This is a genomic window from Stappia sp., assembly GCF_965276915.1.
Taxonomy (GTDB): Bacteria; Pseudomonadota; Alphaproteobacteria; order Rhizobiales; family Stappiaceae; genus Stappia.
In genome coordinates this window covers 291,060-316,192 of the sequence record NZ_OZ255709.1, presented here as the reverse complement: position 1 = coordinate 316,192, position 25,133 = coordinate 291,060, and the positions used below count along the sequence as shown (strand labels likewise).

23 protein-coding genes are annotated in these 25,133 nt (G+C 66.0%); 12 read left to right on the top strand and 11 right to left on the bottom strand.

Annotation, left to right across the window (positions count from 1 at the left end):
• Nucleotides 1-78 precede the first annotated feature (78 nt).
• The 7 genes from ACQY46_RS01415 to ACQY46_RS01385 all read right to left on the bottom strand — a co-directional run bounded on the left by ACQY46_RS01415 (nt 79) and on the right by ACQY46_RS01385 (nt 8,954).
• Entirely contained in the window at nt 79-1,104 is a 1,026-nt protein-coding gene (locus ACQY46_RS01415) for an ABC transporter ATP-binding protein (RefSeq protein WP_428698542.1), read from the bottom strand.
• Nucleotides 1,101-2,087 (bottom strand): ABC transporter ATP-binding protein, encoded by a 987-nt coding sequence (locus ACQY46_RS01410; RefSeq protein WP_428698541.1) that lies wholly within the window; start codon nt 2,085-2,087, stop codon nt 1,101-1,103. The genes ACQY46_RS01415 and ACQY46_RS01410 overlap by 4 nt, the downstream gene beginning before the upstream one ends.
• Before the next feature lie 27 nt (nt 2,088-2,114).
• The gene (locus tag ACQY46_RS01405) at nt 2,115-3,083 is read right to left on the bottom strand and encodes an ABC transporter permease (protein WP_428698540.1); all 969 of its coding nucleotides are present in this window, start codon (nt 3,081-3,083) and stop codon (nt 2,115-2,117) included.
• Between the two features lie 9 nt (nt 3,084-3,092).
• Nucleotides 3,093-4,070 (bottom strand): ABC transporter permease, encoded by a 978-nt coding sequence (locus ACQY46_RS01400; RefSeq protein ID WP_428698539.1) that lies wholly within the window; start codon nt 4,068-4,070, stop codon nt 3,093-3,095.
• Between the two features lie 182 nt (nt 4,071-4,252).
• Nucleotides 4,253-5,836 carry an ABC transporter substrate-binding protein gene (locus ACQY46_RS01395; RefSeq protein WP_428698538.1) on the bottom strand — a complete coding sequence of 528 codons (1,584 nt, stop codon included), beginning with the start codon at nt 5,834-5,836 and terminating at the stop codon, nt 4,253-4,255.
• A 263-nt stretch (nt 5,837-6,099) separates the two neighbouring features.
• Complete coding sequence (gene argE, locus ACQY46_RS01390; protein WP_428698537.1) at nt 6,100-7,260, bottom strand: acetylornithine deacetylase; 1,161 nt, start codon at nt 7,258-7,260, stop codon at nt 6,100-6,102.
• Between the two features lie 17 nt (nt 7,261-7,277).
• Nucleotides 7,278-8,954, bottom strand: coding sequence for an adenylate/guanylate cyclase domain-containing protein (locus tag ACQY46_RS01385; protein ID WP_428698536.1), 1,677 nt, complete (start codon nt 8,952-8,954; stop codon nt 7,278-7,280).
• Nucleotides 8,955-9,107: 153 nt separating this feature from the next.
• On the opposite strand from ACQY46_RS01385, the gene ACQY46_RS01380 reads away from it, so the two are divergent.
• Entirely contained in the window at nt 9,108-9,455 is a 348-nt protein-coding gene (locus ACQY46_RS01380) for an ArsC family reductase (protein ID WP_428698535.1), read from the top strand.
• Between the two features lie 10 nt (nt 9,456-9,465).
• Here ACQY46_RS01380 and ACQY46_RS01375 read toward each other — a convergent pair whose 3' ends face one another.
• The 3 genes from ACQY46_RS01375 to ACQY46_RS01365 form a co-directional block, all read right to left on the bottom strand.
• The gene (locus tag ACQY46_RS01375; protein ID WP_428698534.1) at nt 9,466-10,269 is read right to left on the bottom strand and encodes a creatininase family protein; all 804 of its coding nucleotides are present in this window, start codon (nt 10,267-10,269) and stop codon (nt 9,466-9,468) included.
• Nucleotides 10,270-10,434: 165 nt separating this feature from the next.
• The gene (locus ACQY46_RS01370) at nt 10,435-11,778 is read right to left on the bottom strand and encodes an 8-oxoguanine deaminase (protein WP_428698533.1); all 1,344 of its coding nucleotides are present in this window, start codon (nt 11,776-11,778) and stop codon (nt 10,435-10,437) included.
• A 206-nt stretch (nt 11,779-11,984) separates the two neighbouring features.
• Nucleotides 11,985-12,371, bottom strand: coding sequence for a RidA family protein (locus ACQY46_RS01365; protein WP_428698532.1), 387 nt, complete (start codon nt 12,369-12,371; stop codon nt 11,985-11,987).
• A 471-nt stretch (nt 12,372-12,842) separates the two neighbouring features.
• Here ACQY46_RS01365 and ACQY46_RS01360 point away from each other — a divergent pair, with 471 nt between their 5' ends.
• The 8 genes from ACQY46_RS01360 to ACQY46_RS01325 all read left to right on the top strand — a co-directional run bounded on the left by ACQY46_RS01360 (nt 12,843) and on the right by ACQY46_RS01325 (nt 20,275).
• Nucleotides 12,843-13,868: an ABC transporter substrate-binding protein gene (locus ACQY46_RS01360; RefSeq protein ID WP_428698531.1), complete on the top strand. Its 1,026-nt coding sequence runs from the start codon at nt 12,843-12,845 to the stop codon at nt 13,866-13,868.
• Between the two features lie 61 nt (nt 13,869-13,929).
• On the top strand, nt 13,930-14,748 hold the full coding sequence (locus tag ACQY46_RS01355) for an ABC transporter ATP-binding protein (RefSeq protein WP_428698530.1): 819 nt from the start codon (nt 13,930-13,932) through the stop codon (nt 14,746-14,748).
• A gap of 76 nt (nt 14,749-14,824) precedes the next feature.
• Complete coding sequence (locus ACQY46_RS01350; protein WP_428698529.1) at nt 14,825-15,703, top strand: ABC transporter permease; 879 nt, start codon at nt 14,825-14,827, stop codon at nt 15,701-15,703.
• A gap of 4 nt (nt 15,704-15,707) precedes the next feature.
• Entirely contained in the window at nt 15,708-17,027 is a 1,320-nt protein-coding gene (locus ACQY46_RS01345; RefSeq protein WP_428698528.1) for a cytosine deaminase, read from the top strand.
• 2 nt (nt 17,028-17,029) lie between these two features.
• Nucleotides 17,030-18,430, top strand: coding sequence for an FAD-binding oxidoreductase (locus ACQY46_RS01340; protein ID WP_428698527.1), 1,401 nt, complete (start codon nt 17,030-17,032; stop codon nt 18,428-18,430).
• 8 nt (nt 18,431-18,438) lie between these two features.
• Complete coding sequence (locus ACQY46_RS01335) at nt 18,439-19,020, top strand: NAD(P)H-dependent oxidoreductase (RefSeq protein ID WP_428698526.1); 582 nt, start codon at nt 18,439-18,441, stop codon at nt 19,018-19,020.
• Nucleotides 19,020-19,607, top strand: a complete 588-nt coding sequence (locus ACQY46_RS01330) for an NAD(P)H-dependent oxidoreductase (RefSeq protein ID WP_428698525.1) — start codon at nt 19,020-19,022, stop codon at nt 19,605-19,607. Before ACQY46_RS01335 ends, ACQY46_RS01330 begins: the two co-directional genes overlap by 1 nt.
• A gap of 197 nt (nt 19,608-19,804) precedes the next feature.
• A complete protein-coding gene (locus ACQY46_RS01325) occupies nt 19,805-20,275 on the top strand; it encodes a MarR family winged helix-turn-helix transcriptional regulator (protein ID WP_428698524.1) in 471 nt (156 codons plus the stop codon).
• A gap of 59 nt (nt 20,276-20,334) precedes the next feature.
• On the opposite strand, the gene chrA is transcribed toward ACQY46_RS01325, so the two are convergent.
• Nucleotides 20,335-21,663: a chromate efflux transporter gene (chrA, locus tag ACQY46_RS01320; protein WP_428698523.1), complete on the bottom strand. Its 1,329-nt coding sequence runs from the start codon at nt 21,661-21,663 to the stop codon at nt 20,335-20,337.
• Between the two features lie 196 nt (nt 21,664-21,859).
• Between chrA and ACQY46_RS01315 the strand changes: the two genes are divergently transcribed.
• The 3 genes from ACQY46_RS01315 (at nt 21,860) to ACQY46_RS01305 (ending at nt 25,036) form a co-directional block, all read left to right on the top strand.
• Nucleotides 21,860-22,804: a DMT family transporter gene (locus tag ACQY46_RS01315; protein WP_428698522.1), complete on the top strand. Its 945-nt coding sequence runs from the start codon at nt 21,860-21,862 to the stop codon at nt 22,802-22,804.
• 90 nt (nt 22,805-22,894) lie between these two features.
• Entirely contained in the window at nt 22,895-24,022 is a 1,128-nt protein-coding gene (locus ACQY46_RS01310) for a LacI family DNA-binding transcriptional regulator (RefSeq protein WP_428698521.1), read from the top strand.
• A gap of 48 nt (nt 24,023-24,070) precedes the next feature.
• Nucleotides 24,071-25,036 carry a 2-hydroxyacid dehydrogenase gene (locus tag ACQY46_RS01305; protein ID WP_428698520.1) on the top strand — a complete coding sequence of 322 codons (966 nt, stop codon included), beginning with the start codon at nt 24,071-24,073 and terminating at the stop codon, nt 25,034-25,036.
• Nucleotides 25,037-25,133 lie beyond the last annotated feature (97 nt).

Below are 25,133 nucleotides of genomic sequence, written 5' to 3'. Positions count from 1 at the left end.
CCGGCCTGCCGGTTTGCCTTGCCGGTCTGCCGGTTCTCTGCCCGGGTCCTTCCGGCGGGCCTTTCCGGCGGTGGGCGCTCAGGGCGCCGTGCGGCCTTCCTCGACCGCGTGGCAGGCAACGCCCATTCCGCCGTCGTTGCGGAAGACGGGCAACTCGCTTGCGCAGCGCGCGTTGGCGAGCGGGCAACGGGGATGGAAGGCGCATCCGGTCGGCGGGCTGATCGGGTTGGGGATCTCTCCCTCCACCGCGCGGCGGGGCTGTCCGGTCATCTCCAGGTCGGGGATCGCGGCGAGCAGCATGCGGGTATAGGGATGGCGCGGATTGCGGAAGAGGTCGCGGCTTTCCGCGACCTCGACCAGCCGGCCGAGATACATGACGCCGATGCGCCGGGCCATGTGGCGAACGACGGCGAGGTCGTGGCTGATGAAGAGATAGGTAAGCTGGAACTCGTCCTGCAGGTCCTTCATCAGGTTGAGGATCTGCGCCTGGACCGAGACATCGAGCGCGGAGGTCGGTTCGTCGCAAACGAGGAATTCGGGCTTTGAGGCAAGCGCACGCGCGATGCAGATGCGCTGGCGCTGGCCGCCGGAGAACTCGTGCGGATACTTGGCGCCGTCGCGCGGATGCAGGCGGACGAGCTCGAGCAGTTCCCCGACACGGGCGGAAATCGCCTGTTCCGATTTCTCCAGGGCGAAAGCCCGGATCGGCTCGGCGATGATCCGGTCGACCCGCCATCGCGGGTTGAGGCTTGCGTAGGGATCCTGGAAGATCATCTGGATGCGCCGACGCAGGTCGCGCATTTCCACGCCCGACTGCTTGCGCGAGCGCATGTCGACGCCCTCGATGCGGATCTCGCCGGAACTGGCCTCCAGCAGTCCGACCACCATCTTGGCGACGGTGGACTTGCCGGAACCGGATTCGCCGACAAGGGCGAAGGTCTCGCCGCGGTCGATCGAGAAGGAGATCTCCTGCGCCGCCTTGAGGAAGGCCCTGGGCGAGCGTTCCAGCACCCGGTTCAGCCAGGGCTTGGAGACGTCGAAGGTTCGCGACAGGGCGGTGACCTCGACGACCGCGGACGCTTCGGTGGTGCTGGCGCTCGTCATCCGGCCGCCCTTTCGGTTTCAAGGAGTTTCCAGCACGCGGCCTGGCTTTCGCCGGCGGCGATCAACTGGGGGCGCTCGGCCCTGCACCGGTCCATGACCAGCGAGCAGCGCGGGTTGAAGGCACAGCCCGTGGGGATCGAATCGAGCCTTGGCATGGAGCCGGGGATCTGGGTGAGCCGCTCGTGATCGCCGGTGAGGGAGGGAATCGCCCCCATCAGGCCGATCGTGTAGGGGTGGCTTGGCGACTTGATGACGTCGCGAACGGGTCCGATCTCGGCGATCCGGCCGGAATACATCACGGCGACCCGGTCGGCGGTTTCGGCGATCACGCCCATGTCGTGGGTGATCAGCATGACGGCCGTGCCATGGTCGCGGCAGATGCGCTGCAGCAGGCGGATGATCTGCGCCTGGACGGAGACGTCGAGCGCCGTGGTCGGTTCGTCGGCGATGACGAGTTCCGGTTCGGCGCACAGCGCCAGCGCGATGACGACGCGCTGGCGCATGCCGCCGGAAAACTGGTGCGGATAGGCGGTCAGGCGCTGGCCGGCGGCCGGGATGCCAACCTCCTCGAGCAGCGCGACGGCCCGGTCGCGCGCCTCGCGCTCCGACACCGGCAGATGCGTGAGGATCGTCTCGATGATCTGGTCGCCGATGGTGAAGAGCGGATTGAGGCTCGTCAGCGGGTCCTGGAAGACCATGCCGATGCGCTTGCCGCGCAGCTTGCGCATGGCCGGCTGGGAGAGGTTGTCGATGCGTTCGCCCTTGAGGCGGATCTCGCCGCCGGCGATGCGCCCGGGAGGCTCCAGAAGGCCGATGACGGCCGTGCCGGTGATCGACTTGCCGGCGCCGGATTCGCCGACGACACCGAGCACCTCGCCTTCGCGCAGGTCGAAGGAAATGCCGTCGATGGCGGTGAGGATGCCGCGCCGCGTCGGGAACTCGACGCGCAGGTCCTTCACGGAGAGCAGGGGGGGCTGGGTCATTTTCCGCCGTTTCGCTTCGTGTTCATGTCAGCGCAGCTTCGGATTGAGCGCGTCGCGCAGCCAGTCGCCAAGCAGGTTCACGGCGAGCACCAGGACGGCAAGCGCGCATCCGGGGAACATCGCGATCCACCATTCGCCGGAGAACAGGAAATCGTTGCCGATCCGCACCAGCGTGCCGAGCGAGGGCTGCGTCGGGGGAATGCCGACACCGAGGAAGGAGAGCGTCGCCTCGGTGATGATGGCGAGGCCGAGATTGATCGTGGCGATGACCAGAACCGGCCCGATCACGTTGGGCAGCACATGCCGGACCATGATCAGGAAGGGAGGGATGCCGATCAGGCGGGCCGCCTGGACATATTCCTTGTTGCGCTCGACCAGGGTCGAGCCGCGCACGGTTCGGGCGAACTGCACCCAGAAGGACAGCGCGATGGAGAAGACAAGGATCCAGAAGGCGAAACGCTCGCGGTCGAGATTGCCGAACAGGGCGCGGGCGACGCCGTCGACAAGCAGCGCGATCAGGATCGCGGGGAAGGTGAGCTGGACCTCCGCGACGCGCATGATGATGGCGTCGACCCTGCCGCCGACATAGCCGGCGATCAGCCCGAGCAGCACGCCAACGACGGCGGCGAACAGAACCGACAGGAAACCGACCGCCAGGGAGATGCGGGCGCCGTAGAGAATGCCGGAAAAGATGTCCCGTCCCTGGTCGTCCGTGCCGAGCAGGAAACGCGGATCGTAATATTCCATGCCGATCGGCGGCACCCGGGCATCGAGGATCGAGATGCTGGCGAGGTCGAAGGGGTTGTGCGGGGCAAGCCAGGGTGCGAAGGCGGCGCCGACGAAGAAGACAAGCGTCACGATGGCCGAGACGATCGTGATCTTGGAGCGCAGGAAGGAGTGGAGGATGTCGCTGTCGAGGAAGCGCGCGAGCATGCCGCGCGGAACCGGGCCGGCCGGCACGGGTTCCTTGGCTTCCTCTCCGGTGGCGGGTGTCATGGGCGGCTCCTAGTGCGTCGCGCGCTCGGCGCGCAGGCGCGGGTCGACCTGGAAATAGAGCAGGTCGACGATCAGGTTGATGGTCACGAACAGGAAGGCGATCAGCATCAGGTAGGCGGCCATGATCGGGATATCGACATTCTGCACCGACTGCAGGAACAGAAGGCCCATGCCAGGCCACTGGAACACCGTTTCGGTGATGATCGCGAAGGCGATGATGGAGCCAAGTTGCAGGCCGGTGATGGTGATCACGGGAACGAGCGTGTTCTTCAATGCGTGGCGGAAGTTGACGCTGCGCTGGCGCAGGCCGCGGGCGCGGGCGAACTTGATGTAGTCCGTGCGGATCACCTCCAGCATTTCCGAACGCACCAGACGCATGATCAGGGTCATCTGGAACAGGCCGAGCGTGATGGCCGGCAGGATCAGCGCCTTGATGCCGCCCCATGTGAGCAGGCCGGTCGACCACCAGCCCAGCTGGACGACGTCGCCGCGGCCGAAACTGGGCAACCATTGCAAGGTGACCGAGAACAGGAAGATCAGAAGGATGCCGATGAAGAAGGTCGGCAGCGAGATGCCGATCAGGGAGATCGACAGGAACAGTTTCGACAGGATGCTGTCCCGGTGAAGCCCGGTATAGACGCCCATCGGTATGCCGACGAAGAGGGCGAAGATCGCCGAGACGATGGACAGTTCCAGCGTGGCGGGCAGGCGACGGCCGATCAGTTCGGCGACGGGCTGGCGGAACTGGTAGGAGGTGCCGAAGTCGAACTGCGCCGCATTGACAATGAAGCGTCCGAACTGGGTCAGCATCGGATCGTTCAGCCCGAGCCGCTCGCGCAGGGCCTCGCGCTGTTCCGGTGTCGTCTCGACGCCGACCATCTGGTTGACGGGGTCACCGACGAAGCGGAACAGGGTGAAGGAAATCAGTGCCACCACGAGCATGACCAGGATGGCCTGGACAAGGCGGCGTATGGTGAAGGCAAGCATGGTGCCCCTGCTTCGGCTGGACGTGTTCGGCCGGACCTGGCTGCGCGCGGATACCGGCATGAGAGCGCGCTGGCGCCCGTGATCGAGACAGCCGGCGAATGCCGACCGGCCTGTCCCCGACCGATCTCAAAAAGCGGCAGCCCGGTCACGGTGACCGGGCTGCCGAACACGCAGTGGCTACGTCAGTTCTTCACGACCCAGCGGAAGTGGAACTGGTTGTCGGCGCGCTGTGCCACCTCAACCTTGTCCGACACGCCCCAGGCGAGACCCTGCTGGTGAAGCGGGATATGCGAGACGTCGTCGTGAATGATCGTGAAGGCCTGGGCGATGAGCTCATCGCGCTTCACGGGGTCGTTCTCGACGAGGATCTGCGCGGACAGTTCGTCGACCTTCGGGTTGCAGTAGCCACCCAGGTTGAACGGGCCGCCCTTGCCCTTGTCGTCACGGCAGCCGGTGATGTTGTGGAGAACATTCCAGCTGTCGAACGAGCCCGGCGTCCAGCCGAGCAGGTAGAACGACGTGTCGTAGCCGTTCGAGGCCAGCACCTTGGCGAAATACTGTGCCTTGGGCTGGGCGTTCAGGTCGATCTTGATCCCGACGCGGGCCAGGAAGGAGGCAACCGCCTGGCAGATCGCCTCGTCGTTGACGTAGCGGTCGTTCGGGCAGTCCATGCCGACCGAGAACCCGTCGCCATAGCCGGCTTCCGCGAGCAGGGCCTTGGCCGCTTCCGGATCATAGGGATAGCGCTCGAACTCGTCGGAGCGCGAGTACTGGAACGGCGAGATCAGAAGCGCCGACGGCGTCGACAGGCCGCGCATCACCTTGTCGCTGATCGCGTTGATGTCGATGGCCTGGTAGAAGGCCTTGCGCACCCGCACGTCCTGGAACGGGTTCTTGCCCTTGACGCTGGAGTAGAGCAGCTCGTCGCGCTTCTGGTCGAAGCCGAGGAAGATCGTGCGCAGCTCCGGACCGGTCAGCGCCTTGGTGCCGGCATTGTCGTTGACGCGTTTGATGTCCTGCACCGGGATCGGATAGACCATGTCGAGCTCGCCCGACAGCAGCGCGGCGACGCGCGTGGCGTCGGAGCCGATCGGGGTGAACTCGACGCGATCGATGTTGCCCTTGGCCGTGTCCCACCAGTTCTCGTTCTTCTCGAACACGGTCTTCACGCCGGCTTCGTGGCTGACGATCTTGAACGAGCCCGTGCCGTTGGCGTTGAGCGCGGCGTGGTTCGGCGTGGTGTCGGATGCGGAGGTGACCTTCACGGCGTTGTTCGCCTCGGTCCACTCCTTGTCCATGATGTACCAGGTGTCCCACTCGTAGTGCAGGATCGGGTTCGGACCGGTCAGGACGAAGTCGACCGTGTGGTCGTCGACCTTCTCGACCTTGACGTCGGCGCCGATGCGGGTGGTCAGGTCGGAGCCTTCCGAGCGCACGCGCTCGGCGGAGAAGACCACGTCATCGGCGGTGAAGTCGTTGCCGTTGTGGAATTTCACACCCTTGCGCAGATGGAAGCGCCAGCGATTCGGCTCGACCACTTCCCAGCTCTCGGCGAGGGCGGGTTCGATGGTCAGGTCCGGCGCGCGGCGGGTCAGGCCTTCATAGACGTTGCCGTGCGAGCCGAGCGTGAAGGTCTCGTTGAGCGTGTAGGGATCGAGCTGGTTGAGCGTTCCCTGGAAGGCGTATCGGAGCGTTTCGGCCGATGCGGCCGTTCCCATCAGCGTCGCTGCGAGCGCCGCGGTGGCCACTGTCGTTTTGATGCGCATAGTCCCCTCATGACTTTTCGTTCTGGAAGGCCGGGTTTCGCGCCGGTTTCTCCGGCGTCGTTCCCTGTGCCTCTGGAGCTGTCATGGCGACAGCCCGGAACCTGCATCTAAGCAAGCCCGCGAGCCCTCGTCCAGCGTGCTTTGCCGACGGCTGCACAGGGGTGGAAAGTTGCGCAACGTAAGCTCGTGCGGGAACCGCACATCTCTGCCGGATACGGAGGACGGGCGGGTGCGGTGCCGATGTGGACTACCCCGGCGGGCAGTTAGCGCGAAAGGTCCGCGATCAGGCGCGAGACGAAGCGTTCGCCGGCGGCAAGCTGGGCGATCTCGATGAATTCGTCGGGCTGGTGGGCCTGATCGATCGAGCCCGGGCCGCAGACGACGGAGGAGATGCCGCGCTCCTGGAACTGGCCGGCTTCCGTGCCATAGACGACCATGTGCCGGCCGTTGTCGCCGGTCAGTCGTCGTGCCAGACCTTCGGCGAGGCCGTCGGCCTCCTCGGCAAGGGCGGGCGAATCCGCGATGCACTCGATGGTCACGCCCGTGTCGGGACGAACCTGCCGCATCGCCGGCTCTATCGTGTCACGGACGAATTCCCCGAGCCGTGCCTGCCACATCTGGCGGGTCTCGCCCGGCACGGTTCGCACATCGACGACGAACTTGCAGGACCGAGCCATGATGTTGGAGGCGGTGCCGCCCTCGATCACGCCGCAATGAAGGGTGGTGAAGGGCGGGTCCATGACGAGGCCGGGATCCGCGCGCTCCTGGTTCTCGCGGGTCCGGTCGTCGAGCCAGGTTATGATCCGCGCGGCATTGGCGATCGCCGAGACGCCGCGATCCCACTGGCTCGAATGGACGGAATGGCCGCGTACCGACACCTGCAGCAGGGCGGTGCCCTTGTGCGCGGTGATCACCTGCATGCTGCTCGGTTCTCCGATGACGGCCATCGCCGGGCGCGGGCCGCCGGACAACATGTCGTCGATCATCGGCGGGGCGCCCAGGCAGCCAAGCTCCTCGTCATAGGACAGGGCGAGATGAACGGGCCTGGCCAGTGGGGCCGTCGCCATGTCCGGCACGGCGGCCAGCATCAGCGCCGCGAACCCCTTCATGTCGCATGTGCCGCGTCCGTAGAGGCGACCGTCGGCCTCGCGCAGCGTGAAGGGGTCGCTCGACCACGTCTGCCCCTCGACCGGGACGACATCCGTATGCGCGGACAGGACGACGCCATTGTCGAGGGCGGGTCCGACGACCGCATGCAGGGCCGCCTTGGTGCCGGTCGCATCGGGCACGCGCGTCGAGGCGATGCCGTGTCCGGCGAGGTAGCTCTCGACAAACTCGATGAGGTCGAGATTGCTGCGCGTGGAAACCGTCGGAAAGGAAACGAGACGCGCCAGCATCTCCTGTGCGGAGTAACGTTCGGCCATGATCGTGGGGACCCGTGTCAGGCGGGGAGAGAAGGTGTCTTGCCCAGAGTATCGACCAGCCGGAGCGGCGGGTCGAGAGCGAAAACGCGCAAGGGTTCCTGCCGCCCGCGAATGGCGATCTCCGTTTCCTCGGCCGTGTCGCAAGCATAGCCGGCTGTCTGCATGACCGTCTGCGACACGACCAGTGCACGGCCGAACTCCTTCGAGGCGCCTTCCAGCCGGCTGGCGGTGTTGACCACGTCGCCGAGCGCGGTGATGCGGCCGCTGGCGCCGTTGCCGTTGACCGCCCCGATACGCCCGAGGATGACCTGGCCGGCATGCAGCCCCATGCCGATGCGCAAAGGCGCCTCGAGCTGCGAGGCAAGCTCCTCGTTGAGCTGGGCGATGCTTTCGGCAATGGCATTGGTGGCGGCCAGCGCGTTGCGGCAGCCCGCCTGAATGCCGTCGCTCATGCCGAAGATCGCCATCACCCCGTCGCCGATGAATTTGTCCACATATCCTCCACAGGCCTCGATGGCGCGTCCGGTCTCGCCGAGATAGCGGTTGAGGATGAACACGACGTCGTAGGACAGGCGGGTTTCGGCGAGGCCGGTGAAGTTTCTCAGGTCGACGAAGAGAATGGCCGCCGGCTGCTCCACGCCCCAGTGGTAGGCGTCGCCTGCGGCCCCGGCGACACGCGCGGCACCGCGCGCGGGAACGAGGGGCTGCACCCGCAGGTTCGCCTGCGGGCGGATCTGGCAGGCGAGGCGCACATTGGCGTCCGCACCGATGCGGGACAGGACCCTGGCTTCGGTGGCCGAGGCCTCGGGCAAGGTCTGTGCGCCATCGAGGATCCGGGTCCTGCAGGTCGAGCAGCGCGCCCGGCCGCCGCAGACATCGGCATGGGGGATGCCGTTCATCCGGCTGATCTCGAGGAGCGTGGGGCCGGGGGCGACGCGCAAGGTTCGGTCACCGGGATAGGCGATTTCGATGCTCCTGGCGAAGCGGCGCATGACGACGCGGGCGACAAGCACGACGGCAACGAGGGCAAGCAGCAGCAGGAACCCGCGCTGCAGGGCGATGATCAGCGGATCGGACCAGGCGGTCATCTCGCGGGTAAGGGGGAAGGGCGGGTTTTCGGTCAGGCGCAGGCGCTGGGCCGCGGCGGTCCAGCCCCAGGTGGCGAGCAGGGGCACGAGCAGCGCCACCGCGAACACAAGCAGGCGCCAGCGCGGGTAACCGGGCTTCACCCTGAGCCAGAAATGCAGGCCGATCATGCCGTGGCTCCAGACCAGCAGCATCAGGAGTGTCTGGTTGAAGACCAGGCCCGGCCACAGAATGGTGAGGACATTGCGGTAGCTGTCCTCGTAGCCGAAACGCGCGGCCAGGCCGCCCGTTCCCAGCGCATGCGGGATCAGCAGGAAGGGAATGCACAGGCCCAGAAGCAATTGCGCCCATTGCCATGCGGAAAGGCGCAAGGTGCGCCGGCGGGCGGTTTTCCACAGTGCCAGCGCGACATGGACGATCAGGGCTGCGAGCAGAAGCGCTTCGCCGGGCGGACTGCGCCAGACCGCCAGGAAAGCGATCCTCCCGTTCTCCATCGCCGCGAGCGACCAGATGCCGAGCGCATGATTGAGAAAGTGGGTGAAGGCGAATGTCAGCAACACAAGGCCGCTTGCAAGACGCAGGCGCTGGCGCAGCGTTGCACCGTCCATCCTGCCGGCTCCTCCTGTATGCCCGGTCATCGCTCCCGTCTCCTTGCGTCTTCCGGCCGGCGGGACCGGTCCCGGTCTTGACGCCCAAGGCCCGGATGCCCATCTTCGCCAGCCGGGCCGTCAGGCCGACCCCGCAACCCGGAGGCTCCCGAGATGACCGCCACCCTTTACGGTATAGCCAATTGCGACACGGTGAAGAAGGCCCGGCGTTTCCTGGACGAGCGCGGCACCGGATATGTCTTCCACGACTACAAGAAGGCGGGTGCCGATCCGGCCCTGCTTGCCCGGTTTGTCGGTGCGTTCGGCTGGGAGCCGGTCGTCAACCGGCGCGGCACCACGTGGCGCAAGATCGACGAGGCAACGCGCGCCGCCGTGGTCGATGCCGCCTCGGCGATCGCCGTTCTTGCGGCCAATCCATCGGCCATCAAGCGGCCGATCATCGAGATGGACGGCCGCTGGATGATCGGTTTCGACGAGGCCTCCTGGTCGACGCTTCCCTGAACGGTTGGTCTTACGGCTTCCACAGCCGTTCGATGTCGAAGGCGTGGATGTCCTTGAGCAGGTCGACGAAACCGCGCGCGGCGTGATCGAGCGAGGCCTCGCCCTTGACGGCGGTCGCGGCGGCGGCGTTGCCGACCGTGCCGGCCGGGTTGAGATCCTGCGCCTTCCAGCCGAACTGGGCCGGCCCGTGTCCGCGCAGGTGCTTGAACTCGCGAATGAAGTCGAGCTGTGCCGAATGGAAGTCCGCCGCCTTCGACATGTCCACGAGATCGGGGCGCAGATAGAGCATGATCGACGTCTCGATGTCGCCGCCATGGATGCCGTAGGCGAATTCCTCGTCGGGGAAGATGCCGTGCGGCTGGCCGAAGCGGGACCAGCCGGTCGCGGTGACCAGCATGTCGTGCTTCACCCGCAATTCGCGCGCGACGATGTCCATGATCGGCACGTTGCCGCCATGCGAGGTGACGAGCACGAGCTTGCGGATGCCGGCACGGGCGACGCTGTCGCCGATTTCCTCCCAGGCACGGGTCACCGTATCCCAGGAAAGGGTCAGGGTGCCGGGCGAGGAAATGTGCTCGTTGGACTTGCCGATGGCCTGCACGGGAAGAAATGTTGCCGGCAGGTCCTGCGGCAAGAGCTCCAGCACGCGCGATACCTGGCCCTCGGCGATGCAGGTGTCGGTGAATACGGGCAGATGCGGCCCGTGCTGCTCGATGGCGGCAATCGGAAGGATCGCGATCCACGACGAGGTGTCGGCCCCGGCGAATGTGTGGGCGCTCATCTCGTGCCAGAAGCGGCGGGGAAGGTCGGACATGGCTGGAAATCCGTTTCGTAAGGACTGTGTCTGGAACTGCGCTGCAGGAGGTGAGTCAGGAGGTGAGTGACCTTAGCGCCAGAGGACCGGTGCGTCACGGCCAAGCTCCGCCGCCTCCCGGGCGCATCGGCACGATCATCGCGTGAGCATGCCGATGCGGATGTTTCAGAGGCCTTCGAGGAAGCGCCTGGCCGCCTCGCCGTGCTCGTGGCGCAACTGGCCGACATCCATGTTGACCGGCAGGCCGTCGGTCACTTTCCAGTTGCCCCCGACCATCACGCGGGAGGCGGCATGCGCGCCGCACAGCACCAGCGCGGCGAGCGGGTCGCCGGATCCGGAAAAGCGCAGCTCGTCGAGCGTGTAGAAGGCCAGGTCCGCCTGCTTGCCCGGCGCGATGGCACCGAGATCCTTGCGCCCCAAGCAGCGGGCCGAGCCTTCCGTCGCCCAGCGATAGGTGTCGAAATGGGTGACGGAGGCTGCGTCATAGGTGAGCCGGTTGATCATCAGCGCGTGGCGCAGGCTCTCCATCAGGTTGGAATTGTCGTTCGAGGCCGAACCGTCGACGCCGAGCCCGACCGGGCAGCCGGCCGCCTCAAGTTCCTTGGTGCGGCACTGGCCCGAGGCCAGCGTCATGTTCGAGGTCGGACAGTGGCAGACACCGACGCAGGCATGACCAAGGCGCCGTATCTCGTCATCGTTGAAATGAATGCCGTGGGCGAGCCAGACACGCTCGTTGAGCCAGCCGCATTCCTCCAGATAGTCGACCGGCCGGCACTGGAAATGGTGCAGGCAATAATCGTCCTCGTCGATGGTCTCGCCGAGATGGGTGTGCAGGCGGCAGTCGAAGCGCTCGGCCAGCGCGACGCTTTCGCGCATCAAGCGCTTGGTGACGGTGAAGGGCGCGCAAGGGGCAAGCGCCACCTGGATCATCGCCCCTTCGGACGTGTCGTGGTAGCGCGAGAGCACCCGCTCGCAGTCGGCCAGGATCGTGTCCTCGTCCTGGACGACCGTGTCGGGCGGCAGGCCGCCATCCTTCTGGCTGAGGTTCATGGAACCGCGGGTGACCGTCATGCGGATGCCAAGGCGGGTTGCTTCCTCCACCTGGATGTCGATGGCGTTCTCGAGGCCGGCGGGAAAGAGATAGTGATGGTCCGCCGCGGCCGTGCAGCCCGACATCAGCAGTTCCGTCAGGGCCAGGCGGGTGCCCATCCGGAAGGTTTCCGGCGTGACGTTTTTCGCCCAGATCGGATAGAGCGCCTGGAGCCAGGGAAACAGCTCCTTGTTGATGGCGCTCGGATGGGCCCGCGTCAGGGTCTGGAAGAAATGGTGGTGGGTGTTGATGAGGCCGGGAATGACGACCTCGCGCGAGGCGTCGACGGTCTCGTTCACGGGTTGCGACGGCGCGCGGCCGGCGGGGATGCATTCGGCGATCCGCCCGTCCTCGACGACGATGCCGCCGCCGGCGTTTTCCGCAAGGATTGCAAGCGGGTTCTTGATCCACATGCGCATGAATGTGCGTCCTGTTGTCGGCTCGACCTGCAGGCTTTGATAGCAGCCTCGCGGCCGCCCGAGTTCCGCACAGGGAAGTGGGGTCCAAGCATGGTTCCCGAGCGCGGGCGGCCGGCGGCAAGGCCGGGCAGCCCGATGTCGGGATGACGGAAATCTAGCAGACCTGGAAAGATCGCGGCAATGCGGGAGTTGCGTGCCGTGCCCTGTCAGGGAGCGCTGGCGATGACCTCGATCTCGACCACGAATTCCGGGCGGGCGAAGCCGGAGACGATCATCAGGGTCGAGGCCGGCGGCGGCGAACCGGTGAATTCGTCCCGTGTCTTCATGTAGCCGGGCAGGTGCTCGCGGCCGGTGACGAAGGCGTTGATGCGCACGATGTCCGAAAGGTCCATGCCGGCCTCGGCCAGGATCGCGGCGATGTTGGCGAAGCAAAGGCGCGTCTGGCCCTCGACGTCGGGGGGGACGTCGCCTTGCGAATCAATGCCGAGCTGGCCCGAGCAGACGACGAGGCGATGTCCGGCCGGGATCTCGACCGCGTGGCTGTAGCGGGCGAAGGGCGGCGCGATGCTGCCGGGGGTGAGTGCCTTGGTCATGATGTTTCCTCGATCTTTCGATTGCCGTCGCGGCGACTTGCTGTCCCGACCCTAGGAGACCGCCGGTGTTTTGGGAATCCGCCGGAGGTACCGTGCTGATCACTTATCGGGCGTTAGATGTTGTTTCGATGCCGCTTTTTTGTGCGGGCAACCTGGGGTACTGTTCGTCAAGCCTGTCACGTAACCGGTGTCGGCGGGGGCGCGCTGCAGCGTTTGCCACTGTCGATCGCGCGGATGCGAAAGAAACAGCGAGCGGGGATGGCGAATTGTCAGTTCTGACTGTACCGGCATCCCTTTTGGCATATCGATTGCTGTGTGGGAGTTGATGGCTTTCTTCAGGGTGCCGGGCAGGTGAACAATGCCGCGTGGCTCTCACGCGGGGGCAACGGCACGCCGCCAATCGGGACGGGATGACCGGTTCGGAAGAAAAGCCGGCACGCAATTGCATCATTTCTGGAGGCGAACAGCATCATGCGGACAGTTTCAAAGAATGCCCTGCTGGCGGGCGCGGCCCTGGCGGCGCTTGCCGTTTCGGGCCCCGGCGCCGCGGCGCAGGAAAAAGTGACCTTCGGCACCAACTGGCTGGCCCAGGCCGAGCACGGCGGCTACTATCAGGCGGTCGCGGACGGTACCTATGCCGCCTGCGGTCTCGATGTTTCCATCGTCTCCGGCGGACCGCAGGTCAACAACCGGGCGCTGATGCTTGCCGGCAAGATCGATTTCCTGATGGGCGGCAACATGCTGCAGGCATTTTATGCACAGCGCGAGGGCATCCCGATCGTCGTGGTGGCCGCGGACTTCCAGAAGGAGCCGCAGGTCATCATCACCCATCCGGGCAAGTACGAGAGCTTCGAGAGCCTGGCCGGCGCGGCGCCGCTGCTGATCGGCGACAACGGCTTTGCCTCCTACTACCAGTGGATGATCTCGGAATACGGGTTCACCGTCGAGCAACGCCGCCCCTACACGTTCAACCCGGCGCCGTTCCTTGCCGATCCGACCGCCGGCCAGCAGGGCTACGTGACGTCCGAGCCTTATGCGGTCGAGCGCGAGGGGGGCTTCAAGCCGGACATCTTCCTGATCGCGGATTACGGCTTCAGCACCTACGCGACCACGGTCGAGACGATGGCCGACACGGTCGCCAACCGGTCCGAGGTCGTGAAATGCTTTGTCGAGGGTTCGGCCATCGGCTGGACCAATTATCTTTATGGCGACAACTCCGCCGCCAACGAGATGATCATCAAGGACAATCCGGAGATGAGCGCCGAGCAGATCGCCTTTTCGATCGACAAGATGAAGGAGTTCGGCATCGTCGATTCCGGCGATACCGAAACGCTCGGCATCGGCGCCATGACCGACGAGCGCATGACGGACTTCTACGAGAAGATGGTCAAGGCGGGCGTCATCGAGGAAGGTCTCGACCTCAAGGCGACCTACACGCTCGAATTCGTCAACAAGGGCGTCGGGGTCGACCTGAAGAAGAAGCTGACAGGGAACTGAGGCTGTTGACCCAGATGCTCGCGAGCCGGCCGGAACGGCCGGAAGACAGGGGAGCTAGCGCGTGATCGCAGCCGGCTCCGGTCTCGCGGGGAGCGAAAGCTCCCCGCGAACGCCCATCGTGTCCCTGCAGCGGGTCACGAAAACCTTCTCCAACGCCACTGTCGCGCTCAAGGACATGACGCTCGATATCGGGCAGGGCGAGTTCGTCAGCCTGCTTGGGCCCTCGGGCTGCGGCAAGTCCACGGCCTTGAGGATCATCGCCGGACTTTCGGGTGCCAGTGGCGGCCGGCTGGTCTGGCCGAACGAACGTCCGGGATCGAAGGATCACGAGATCAGCTTCGTCTTCCAGGAGCCGACCCTGATGCCGTGGGCGACGGTCTTCGCCAATGTCCACCTGCCGCTGAAGCTCAAGGGCGAGAGCGCCGGGCAGGCGCGCGTCCGGGTCATGGAAGCGCTGGAGATGGTCGGCCTGGAAGGCTTTGCCGACAGCTATCCGCGGGAGCTTTCCGGCGGCATGAAGATGCGTGTCTCCATCGCCCGGGCGCTGGTGACGAAGCCGAAGCTGCTGTTGATGGACGAGCCCTTTGCCGCGCTCGACGAGATCACCCGCTTCCGTCTCAACAACGATTTGTTACGACTGTGGGAGGAGTTCGGCTGGACCGTCATCTTCGTCACCCATTCGGTGTTCGAGAGCGTCTACCTCTCGAACCGGATCGTCGTGATGGCGGCCCGCCCCGGCCGGGTGGTCGCCGATCTTGCCGTCAACGCGCCTTATCCCCGCGACGAAACCTTCCGCACCTCGCATGCCTATTCCGACCACTGCCGCCAGGCGTCGGATGCACTGCAGGCGGCGATGGGAGGAGATGACGGGCAACACTGAGCGGTTCGGGCGGTCTCTCCGTCCGGGTCCGCACAGCACGCCACCATCCCTTCCGGAGACAGACAGGACCGACCGCATGACGGCCAACACGGATATGTCCCAACGGCCAGACCAGGCCGACGACACGCCGCCGATCGACCCGGCGGAAGCGCGCAAGGCACGCCGCGCGCGGATCGACCGCGTCGCGCGCTGGCTGCTGCCGGTGCTCGTCATGCTGGGGACCGTCGGTCTCTGGCAGTGGTATGTGGATGCCTACAACGTTCCCCACTACATCCTGCCCGGGCCGGACCGGGTGGTCGAGGCGCTGGTCAAGGACTGGTCGACACTGTGGCCGGCCCTTTTGATCACGCTGCAGATCACGCTCGGCGCGCTGATCATCGCCACGATTGGCGGTGTCGGCCTTGCGGTCCTCTTCGCCCAGTCGAAATGGGTGGAGATGTCGTTCTTTCCCTATGCGGTGATCCTGCAGGTGACGCCGGTGATCGTCATCGCGCCGCTGATTTTCATCTACGTTCCCTCCAAGATCGCGGGCCTGCTGATCTGCGCCTGGATCGTGGCGTTCTTCCCGATCCTGTCGAACACGACGCTGGGGCTGAACTCGGCCGATCACAACCTGCGCAACCTGTTCCAGCTCTATGGCGCCAGCCGCTGGCAGACCCTGCGCTACCTTCGCCTGCCGGCGGCGCTTCCCTACTTTCTCGGGGGGCTGAAGATCGCCGGCGGCCTGTCGCTGATCGGCGCCATCGTCGCCGAATTCGTCGCCGGAACCGGCGGGCTCGGCTCGGGCCTCGCCTTCAAGATCCTGGAGGCAAGCTACCGGCTGAACATCCCGCGCATGTTCGCCGCGATCCTGCTGATCTCGGCCACCGGCATTATCATCTTCGCCAGTCTCAGCATCCTTTCGCACCTGATGCTGCGTCACTGGCATGAGAGCGCGATCAAGCGGGACACATGACGAAATGAGCGATGCAGCGCGGCTCAACCTCCCGGAAAGCGGCTATGTGCTGGCCAACGCGACGGTGCCGAGCGCCGTCACGTCCGGCACGATCAACCACATGGGCGACGGGCTCGGGCGCGCGGACCTGCTGATCGAACGCGGCGAGATCGTTTCCGTCGCGCCGTGCGGCCTGCTTGTCGGGCGCGACGACGTGCCGGCCATCGATCTCGACGGCGGGCTTGTCCTGCCGGCCTTCGTCGACATGCACACCCATCTCGACAAGGGGCATATCTGGCCCCGAAAGCCCAATCCCGACGGAACCTTTCCCGGCGCCCTGACCGCGGTGTCGGAGGACCGTCCGGCCCGCTGGTCGGCGGGCGACCTGCGCCGTCGCATGGATTTCGCCCTGCGCACCGCCCATGCGCACGGTACGGCGATGATACGGACCCATCTGGACAGCATTCCTCCCCAGGAAACGATCAGCTGGCCGGTCTTCCAGGAGGTGCGCCGCGACTGGGCGGACAGGGTCGAGATACAGGCCTCGGCGCTCTATGGCGTGGATAGCCTGCTGCAACCGGGATTTCTCGATCATATCGCCGATATCGTTCGCGATGCGGGCGGCACGCTGGGTGCCGTCACCTACATGATCGAGGGGCTCGAGAGCTGCCTCGATGCGCTGTTCCAGGCGGCATCCCGCCGCGGGCTCGATCTCGATTTTCATGTCGACGAGACCGCCGACCCGCAGGCCCGCTCGTTGCGCCTGATCGCGGAAGCGGCCCTGCGCAACCGCTTCAAGGGCCGGATCGTCTGCGGTCACTGCTGCTCGCTGGCGCTGCAGGATGCCGAGGAGGTGGACCGCACGCTCGACCTCGTCGCCAGGGCCGGCATCGGCGTCGTGTCGCTGCCGCTTTGCAACATGTACCTGATGGACCGCCAGGCCGGGCGAACACCGCGCTGGCGCGGTGTCACCCTGCTGCACGAGATGCGCGCGCGCGGCATCCCGGTGGCGGTTGCCTCCGACAACACCCGCGATCCCTTCTACGCCTATGGCGACCTCGACATGGTCGAGGTGTTCACCCAGGCGGTGCGCATCCTGCACCTCGACCATCCGGTCGGCGACTGGATCCGCACCGTGACCGTGACGCCGGCGCAGATGCTCGGCGATCCGATGCGCGGACGTATCGATGCCGGCCTGCCCGCCGACCTCGTCCTGTTTTCGGCCCGCAACTGGAACGAGCTCTGCTCCCGGCCGTCCGGACCGCGGCGCGTGCTGCGCGCCGGGCACGAGATCAGCCGCGACCTGCCGGACTACCGTGAACTCGACGACCTGATGGAGCCCTGATCATGTACGACATCGCCGCGCTGAAAGCCGCCCTGGAGGGACTGGCGATCGAGGACAACCCGCAGATCGTCCGGCAGAAGAGCCGCGACTTCTTCTGGTATTCGCCGGTGCTGAAGCGCCAGCTCGAGGATGTCACGGCGGATATCGTGGTCAGCGCGAAAAGCGAGGCGGAGGTGATCCGCGTGCTCGCCGCCTGCCATGAACTGGACATTCCGGTGACGACGCGCGGGGCGGGCACGGGCAATTACGGCCAGGCGATGCCCCTGTCCGGCGGCGTGGTGCTCAACCTGGCCGAAATGAACGGGGTGATCGAGGTCGGCACGGGCTTCGTGCGGGCGCAGGCCGGTGCGATCATGTCCGCGATCGACGATGCGGTGCGCCCCTCGGGCCAGGAGTTGAGGATGCACCCCTCGACCTATCGCACGGCGACGATCGGCGGCTTCGTTGCCGGAGGGTCCGGCGGCGTCGGCTCGATCAACTGGGGCGGCCTGCGCGACTTCGGCAACATCATCGAGCTGAAGGTGGTGACGATGGAGGCCGAGCCGCGCGTGCTGACGCTCACCGGGGCCGAATTGCACAAGGTCAGCCATGCCTATGGCACCAACGGCATCATCACCGAGGTGACGGTTCCGCTGACGGCGGCCTATGACTGGGTCGACGTGCTGGTGACGTTCTCCGATTTCGCCGGTGCCGCGCGATACGCCGATGCGCTCGCCAACCAGGACGGCATCCTGACCAAGGAGATCGCGCCGATCGGTGCGCCCCTGCCGCACGACTATTTCCTGAGGCATCGCAAGTTCGTGCGCGCCGACCAGTCGGTCTGCGCGGTGATGGTCGCGCCTTTCGCGATGGATGCCTTCGTCGCCTTCACCAGCCGCCATGGCGAGGCCGCCATCGTCTACCGCTCCGACACCGCCTCCGCGGAGGAGAGCAAGGGGCTGCCGCCGGTCTATGAACTGACCTGGAACCACACCACCTTGCGCGGCCTGCGGGTCGATCCGAGCATCACCTATCTGCAGGTCCTCTATCCGTTCCCCGATCACGTCCAGAAGGCATCGCGGCTGGCCGAGCTCCTCGGCGACGAGGTGCCGGGACACCTGGAATTCGTGCGTTTCGACGGCAAGATCACCTGCTTCGGCCTGCCCATCGTGCGCTACACGAGCGAGGAACGGCTGAACGAGATCATCCGCATCCACGAGGATATGGGCTGTCCGATCTTCAATCCGCATCGTTACACGCTGGAGGAAGGCGGCATGAAGCAGACCGACGCGGTGCAGCTTGCCTTCAAGCGCGAGGCGGATCCCAAGGGCCTTCTCAATCCCGGCAAGATGATCGCCTGGGAGAACCCGGATTTCGATTTCACCTCGGAAAAGACCTATCTCTTCCCCGGCCTCGGGCGTTAGGTCTTGCGATGCGGGTGCTTCTGATTCATGCGCATCCGGTGGAGGAGAGCTTTTCGGCCGCGTTGAAGGCGGAGGCGCTGCGGGCGCTGGTTGCCGCCGGCCACAGCGTCGAGGAATGCGATCTTTATCGCCGCGGCTTCGATCCGGTGCTGACCCGTGAGGAGCGTGTCGCCTATCACGATCTTGAGACGAATCGCGATCCGGTCGAAAGCTATGTCGAACAGTTGCTGAGGGCCGAGGCGGTCGTGCTTGTCTATCCGGTCTGGAACTTCGGCTTCCCGGCGATCCTGAAGGGCTATTTCGATCGTGTTTTCCTGCCCGGGGTCTCGTTCCGGATGAAAGACGGCAAGGTGGTTCCCAACCTGCGGCACATTCGCCGGCTGGTGGCCATCACGACTTATGGCGGCAGCCGGTTTCGCGCCTTTCTGGTCGGCGATCCGCCGCGCAAGCTGGTGTGCCGGGTGCTGCGCGCACTGATCGCGCGCTCAGGGCGGGCGACTTATCTGGCGCTCTATGACATGAACCGCAAGGATGCGGCTGGCCGGGCGGCATTCCTCGCCCGGGTGGGAGATGAACTGAAGAGACTTTGATGCGCATACTGCTCGTCTATTGCCATCCGTCGGAGGAGAGTTTCTCCGCCGCCCTGCGAAACACCGCCATCGAGACGCTGACCGCCGGCGGGCACGAGTTGCGGGTGACCGATCTCCACGCGCAGGGCTTCGATCCCGTGATGGGCGAGGCGGAATGGCGCTGCTATGCCGACCCGGACTGCAACCGCAACCCCGTTGCCGCGCATGTCGACGACATCCTGTGGGCGGAGGCGCTGCTCTTCGTCTATCCGACCTGGTGGTTCGGGCTGCCGGCCATGCTGAAAGGGTATCTCGACCGGGTCTGGATCCCGCATGTGACCTTCGACATCCCGACCGCGACATCGGGGATGCGGCCGCGCATGCAGCATATTCGCAAGATCGGGGTGATCACCACCTGCGGAGCGTCATGGTTCGTCTCCAAGATGATGGGCGAACCTGGCCGCCGCACGATCCTGCGCGGCATCCGGGCGCTTTGCCTGCCGCGGTGCCGGGTCCGCTATCTCGCCCACTACAACATGGACAGCTCGACCCCGGAAAGCCGGACACGCTACTTGGGCAAAGTGAACCGGTTTCTCTCCGGTTGGTAAGCCGTCTTGCGAGACGCGCCGTGCCTACCCAGACCCTGTCGGTTTTCCTGATAGGGTCGAATCCGCTTTGATATTCAGCCGGCCCCGGCTCATTATGGCGTGCAGCCTGCGGGCGCGCCGCGAACCGGCTTAGGGAATTTTCGGCGGTTTCGTTCGGTGTCATCAAGCTTTCATTTGCCGGCGTTAGAAGGCGGGACATGGCGTTCAATTACAAAAAGAGCGTGACGTTTCGCCTGGCGCAAACCGCCAAGGCCCATCGTTCGCGCGCAGGCACCCACCTCTCCCGGATCGGTCTCCATCCGGGTCAGGAATCCGTTCTCAAGGTGCTGGCCGACGAAGACGGCCAGACGATGAGCAAGCTGGCCGCGACCTTGTCGGTGCAACCGCCGACGGTGACCAAGATGGTGACACGCCTGTCGGCGCAGGGGTTCCTGCGGCGCGCGGCATCGGAGACCGATGGCCGCCTGGCCAGGGTGTTTCTCACCGACGAAGGCCGTGCTCTCGTGGAGACGGTCGACAAGACATGGAAGCGGCTGGAGCGGGAAGCGCTTGCCGGGCTCGACGACAAGGACCGCAAGAAGCTGCGCAAGCTGCTGCGCCAGGTCGAGAAGAACCTGGGTTCGCGCACGGTCGACGATCTCGATCTGGAGCCTGACGAGGCCGACTGACGGGAGCCGGTCGCCTGACGGCGCTGGGAGGGCCGACGGCCGCGCCTTCCGGGACGGCGTCAGCCGGCCAGGCTCGCCAGATGCAGGCCGAGGCCGGCAAGGCCGCAGACGACGACGATTTCCGCCACTCCGCGCTTCAGCCTGAAGAGAAGAAGCGCGGCCAGCGCCGCCAGCACGAGCACCACCGGGTCGAAGCTTGCGATGTCCGGCAGGGGCATGGAGAGCGGCCCCCATTCCAGCGTGCCCACATCCGAAAACAGGACATTCAGCGCGAACCAGGCCGACAGGTTGAGGATCGTGCCGACAACGGCTGCGGTGACCGCGGTGAGTGCGCGCGACAGCCAGGCCACCGTCCGGATACGCTCGACGAAGGGCGCGCCGAGCAGGATGAAGAGGAAGCTTGGCGCGAAGGTGACCCAGGTCGTCATCATCGCCGCGAGCAGCCCGCCAAGGGCGGGGGAGAGCGGCGCCGGGTCCCGGTAGCCGCCGAGGAAGCCGACGAACTGCGTTACCAGGATGAGCGGGCCGGGGGTCGTCTCGGCAAGGCCGAGACCGTCAAGCATCTCCCCGGGCGTCAGCCAGCCCCGCGCCTCGACTGCGACCTGCGCCATGTAGCTGAGCAGCGCATAGGCCCCGCCGAAACTGACCAGCGCCATCGTCGAGAAGAAGCCGGCTACCTCTACGAGGACATGCTGCGGAGAAAGCAGCAGCATGGCGGTGCCGACGGGAAGTCCCCACAGGCACAGACCGACCGCAAGACCGGCAAGAGCCGAGGGGCGGGCCGGCGTCCGCTCGGCCTGAAGCATGTGCGGCGCAGTCGCCGCGGGCAACGGCGCGGCGGGGGCAAAGGCGATGCCGGCAAGTGCCGCGGCGATCACGACGGCGGGGAAGGGCAGCTTGAACAGGAACAGCGCCAGGAAGGACAGGCCGGCCACCGTCCACGCCAGCGGCGATGCGAGGGCGCGGCCGCCGAGGCGCGCGAGCGCCTGCAGGACGATGGCGAGCACGGCCGCCTTGATACCGTGGAACAGGCTCTCTACCAGCGGGCTGGAGCCGAAGCCGACATAGAGAAACGACAGCGCCAGCATGGCAAGGGCGCCGGGCAGGATGAAGAGCAGCCCGGCGACAAGGCCGCCGCGAACACCCCCCACCATCCATCCGCAATAGGTGGCCAGCTGCTGGGCCTCGGGACCCGGCAACAGCATGCAGTAGTTGAGCGCGTTGAGGAAACGGTCCTCGTCGACCTTCTTGCCCTCGGCGACGAATTCCTTGTGTATCAGCGCTATCTGGGCCGCGGGCCCGCCGAAGGACGCCAGTCCGATTGCCAGCGAGCGTCTGGCCAGCCAGGCCCGTTGATCACGAGCATCTTCGCTCAAGCGCTCGACCATTGGCGGGAGTTCCTTGCGCGGGCGGCATGCCCGGGTTGAGCGTAGCGCATAGCGGCCCTGCGTTTCCGCTACATGACAAATCGCGACTTTCGCCCGAGTATTCTATATGTAGGACAAATACTCGGCCACAGGCCGGGGCGAGACCGGGTGTGTCGACCAGACGGCGTCCGCCGGATGACGAATGGGGTAGACACCGTTGAGTTCCACGCAGCAGGCGGGCACGGCCCGCAAAGGCCTGATCCCCGAGCGGTTTGTCGGTATTGCCCTCATTTCCTTCGCGTTCCTTTGCTTTTCCGGGCTTGATACGACAGCCAAGTATCTCGGCCAGTCGCTGCCGGCGGAGCAGATCGTGTGGATGCGCTTCGTCACCCATGTGATCTATGCGGTGCTGCTGTTTCGCCTCTGGCGCATGCCCCATGTGCTGAAAAGCCGGCGCTGGGGATTACAGATCTTCAGGGCACTGTGCCTGCTCGGCTCCACCGTCTTCAATTTTTTCGCCGTGCGCCACATGCAGCTGGCGGAAACCGTCTCGATCATGTTCGCCGCACCCTTCGTGGTGACGGCGCTGGCCGGACCGCTGCTCAATGAATGGGCCGGACTGAGACGCTGGATGGCGATCATTGTCGGCTTCATCGGCGTTCTCGTGGTGACGCGGCCCGGGCTTGGCGAGATGCACTGGGCGGCGATCCTGTCGGTCTGCTCGATGCTGAGCTACGCGCTCTACGCGCTGACGACGCGCATGCTGGCGCAGACCGAATCGCCGCTCGGCATGCTGCTGATCTCCGCGGCCGTGGCGGCAACCGCGATCACGCCATTCGGCGTCTCCGCCTGGGTTCCGCCGGCGGACGCCTGGACCTGGATCCTGCTGCTGTCGACCGGAGCCTGGGGCGGCATCGGCCATTTCGCGCTGATCCGGGCGCATGTCCTGGCGCCGGCACCGGTGCTGGCGCCCTTCATGTATACCCAGATCATCTGGATGACGGGGCTGGGCTATCTCGTCTTCAACGACGTGCCGGGCGTCTTCACCATCATCGGCGCCTCGATCGTCGTCGGCTCCGGCCTCTACATCCTCTACCGGGAGCGCAAGATCTCGCGCGGCGAGGCGGCCGCGGATGCCGCGGGCGGCAGCGTGGGCGGCTAGGATACGGGGAGGGGCTGCTGCCGCGCGGGCTCTTGTGCGACCGCCCTGCATCGGGGATCTTTTCATCGACCCAATATCGGGATGCACGTCTTGAGCGAAACACCACCTGCCAGCGGCGACGCGAGGGATCCGAAGGATCGCGACGACGGCGGAACGTCCCGGGATACGGGACGTTCCGCGCATCGCACCGGTCCGCGCCGGATCACGCTTGGCGACATGGCGGCGGAACTCAACGTCTCTACGGCGACCGTCTCGCTGGCGCTGCGTAATTCGCCGCTGGTGGCGAGCGAGACGCGCGAGCGGATCAAGGCGCATGCGCGCGGCGTCGGCTACATCTACAACCGCTCGGCGGCCGCCCTCAGGACGGCCCGCTCCAACATGGTGGGCGTGGCGGTCCACGATATCCTCAACCCGTATTTCGCCGAGGTGTTTCGTGCGCTGGAGGATGAACTCGGCCGGGAGGAGCAGGTTGTCCTGATCTGCAATCACCGGGACGACGTGACGCGGCAACGCGGCTTCATCGACAGCCTGCTGCAGCATCGCATCGACGGCCTCGTCCTGTGCGCCTCTGTCGATACCCGGCCCGAGGAGATCAACGAGCTTGTCGCCAGCGGCATCCCGGTGACCCTGATCTGCCGGGACGTGGAAGAGGCGCGGGCTCCGGTGGTGCGCGGCGACGATATTGCCGGCGGACGGATGCTGACCGGGCATTTCATCGAGCGGGGTCACGAGCGGATCGCGATGGTCGGCGGGCGTCGCCGCAGTTCCGCCGGCCGCGATCGCAATCTCGGCTGGCGGCAGGCGCTGGTCGAGGCCGGCATGGATCCGGATGCGCAGATCGATATCCCCGAACTGATGACCCAGGCAGACGGCCGTGACGCGGTGTCGGGCCTGCTTGCCTCCCGCCTGCCGCCGACCGCCATCTTCGGCTTCAACGACCTGATCGCCCAGGGGCTCGTTTCCGGGCTGCGACGTGCCGGCATCGAGCCGGGTGCGGGCATGGCGATCGGCGGTTATGATGACACGGATGCTGCGGTTGGCGGGTCGCCGGCGCTGACGTCGGTGTGGAACAGTCCGGACCAGATCGGGCGCGAGGCGGCCGGGCTGATCCTGCGGCAGATCGGCGGCGAGGCGGTTGGCGACGAGCGTCGCCTGATCATGCCGCGCCTCAACATTCGCGAGAGCTCTCCGCCACCGGGCGGGCAATCAAGGGGCTGAAACGCCTGCTTTCCTTCCCCCACCACAGTCACATTCAGGGAGACATTCATGGCCTTGGCCGAAATCCTCATGCTCGGACGGATGCTGCCGATCGTCGAGACCAGTCTTGATGCGGACTTCACCGTTCACAAGGTTGCCGCCGCCGATGTGGCATCGCTCGACCCGGCGCTGTGCGCCAGGGTGCGTGCGGTGGCGGGCGGTGCGCATGTTCCGGTCAACGCGGCGCTCATCGACAGGCTGCCGGCGCTCGAGATCGTCGCCAATTTCGGTGTCGGCTACGATTCCGTCGACGCGCGCTACTGTGCCGGGAAGGGCGTCTGCGTGACCAATACGCCCGACGTGCTGACCGAGGAAGTCGCCGACACCGCGCTCGGGCTTTTGCTGATGACGGCGCGCGAGTTCGGCGCGGCCGAACGCTATCTGCGCGCCGGGCGCTGGACCGGCGGCCCCTATCCGCTGACACGCGCCACCTTGCGCGGCCGCAAGCTCGGCATCCTCGGGCTCGGCCGGATCGGCAAGGCGATCGCGGCGCGCGCCGAGGCGTTCGGGCTGGAGATCCATTACCACGGCCGGTCGCGCCAGCAGGGTGTTGCCTACACCTATCACGACAGCCTGGAAGGGCTGGCGCGGGCCTGCGATACCTTGATGGTCGTGGCGCCGGGCGGCGCGGAGACGCGCGGGATCGTCAACGCACGCATTCTCGCGGCGCTGGGCCCGGAGGGGATCGTGATCAATGTGGGGCGCGGCACTGTGATCGACGAAGCGGCGCTGATCACGGCGCTGCAGGAGGGAACCATCCTGTCCGCCGGTCTCGACGTGTTCGAGGACGAGCCCCGCGTCCCCCAGGCGCTCATCGACATGGACCGGGTGACCTTGCTGCCGCATGTGGGATCGGCCTCGCGTCACACGCGCGACGGGATGGGCCGGCTGGTCGTTGACAATCTCCTGTCGTGGTTCCGCGAGGGGAAGCCGCTGACGCCGGTTGCCGAGACGCCGTTCGTCAAGCGCGGTTAAACAAGCTTAACGAAGCGTTAATGCATTCGCGTCATTCTGCGAGAGTTGCAGGACAGGCGACAGACATGGACCGGTTGCAATGCAATCGCCCGTGAGA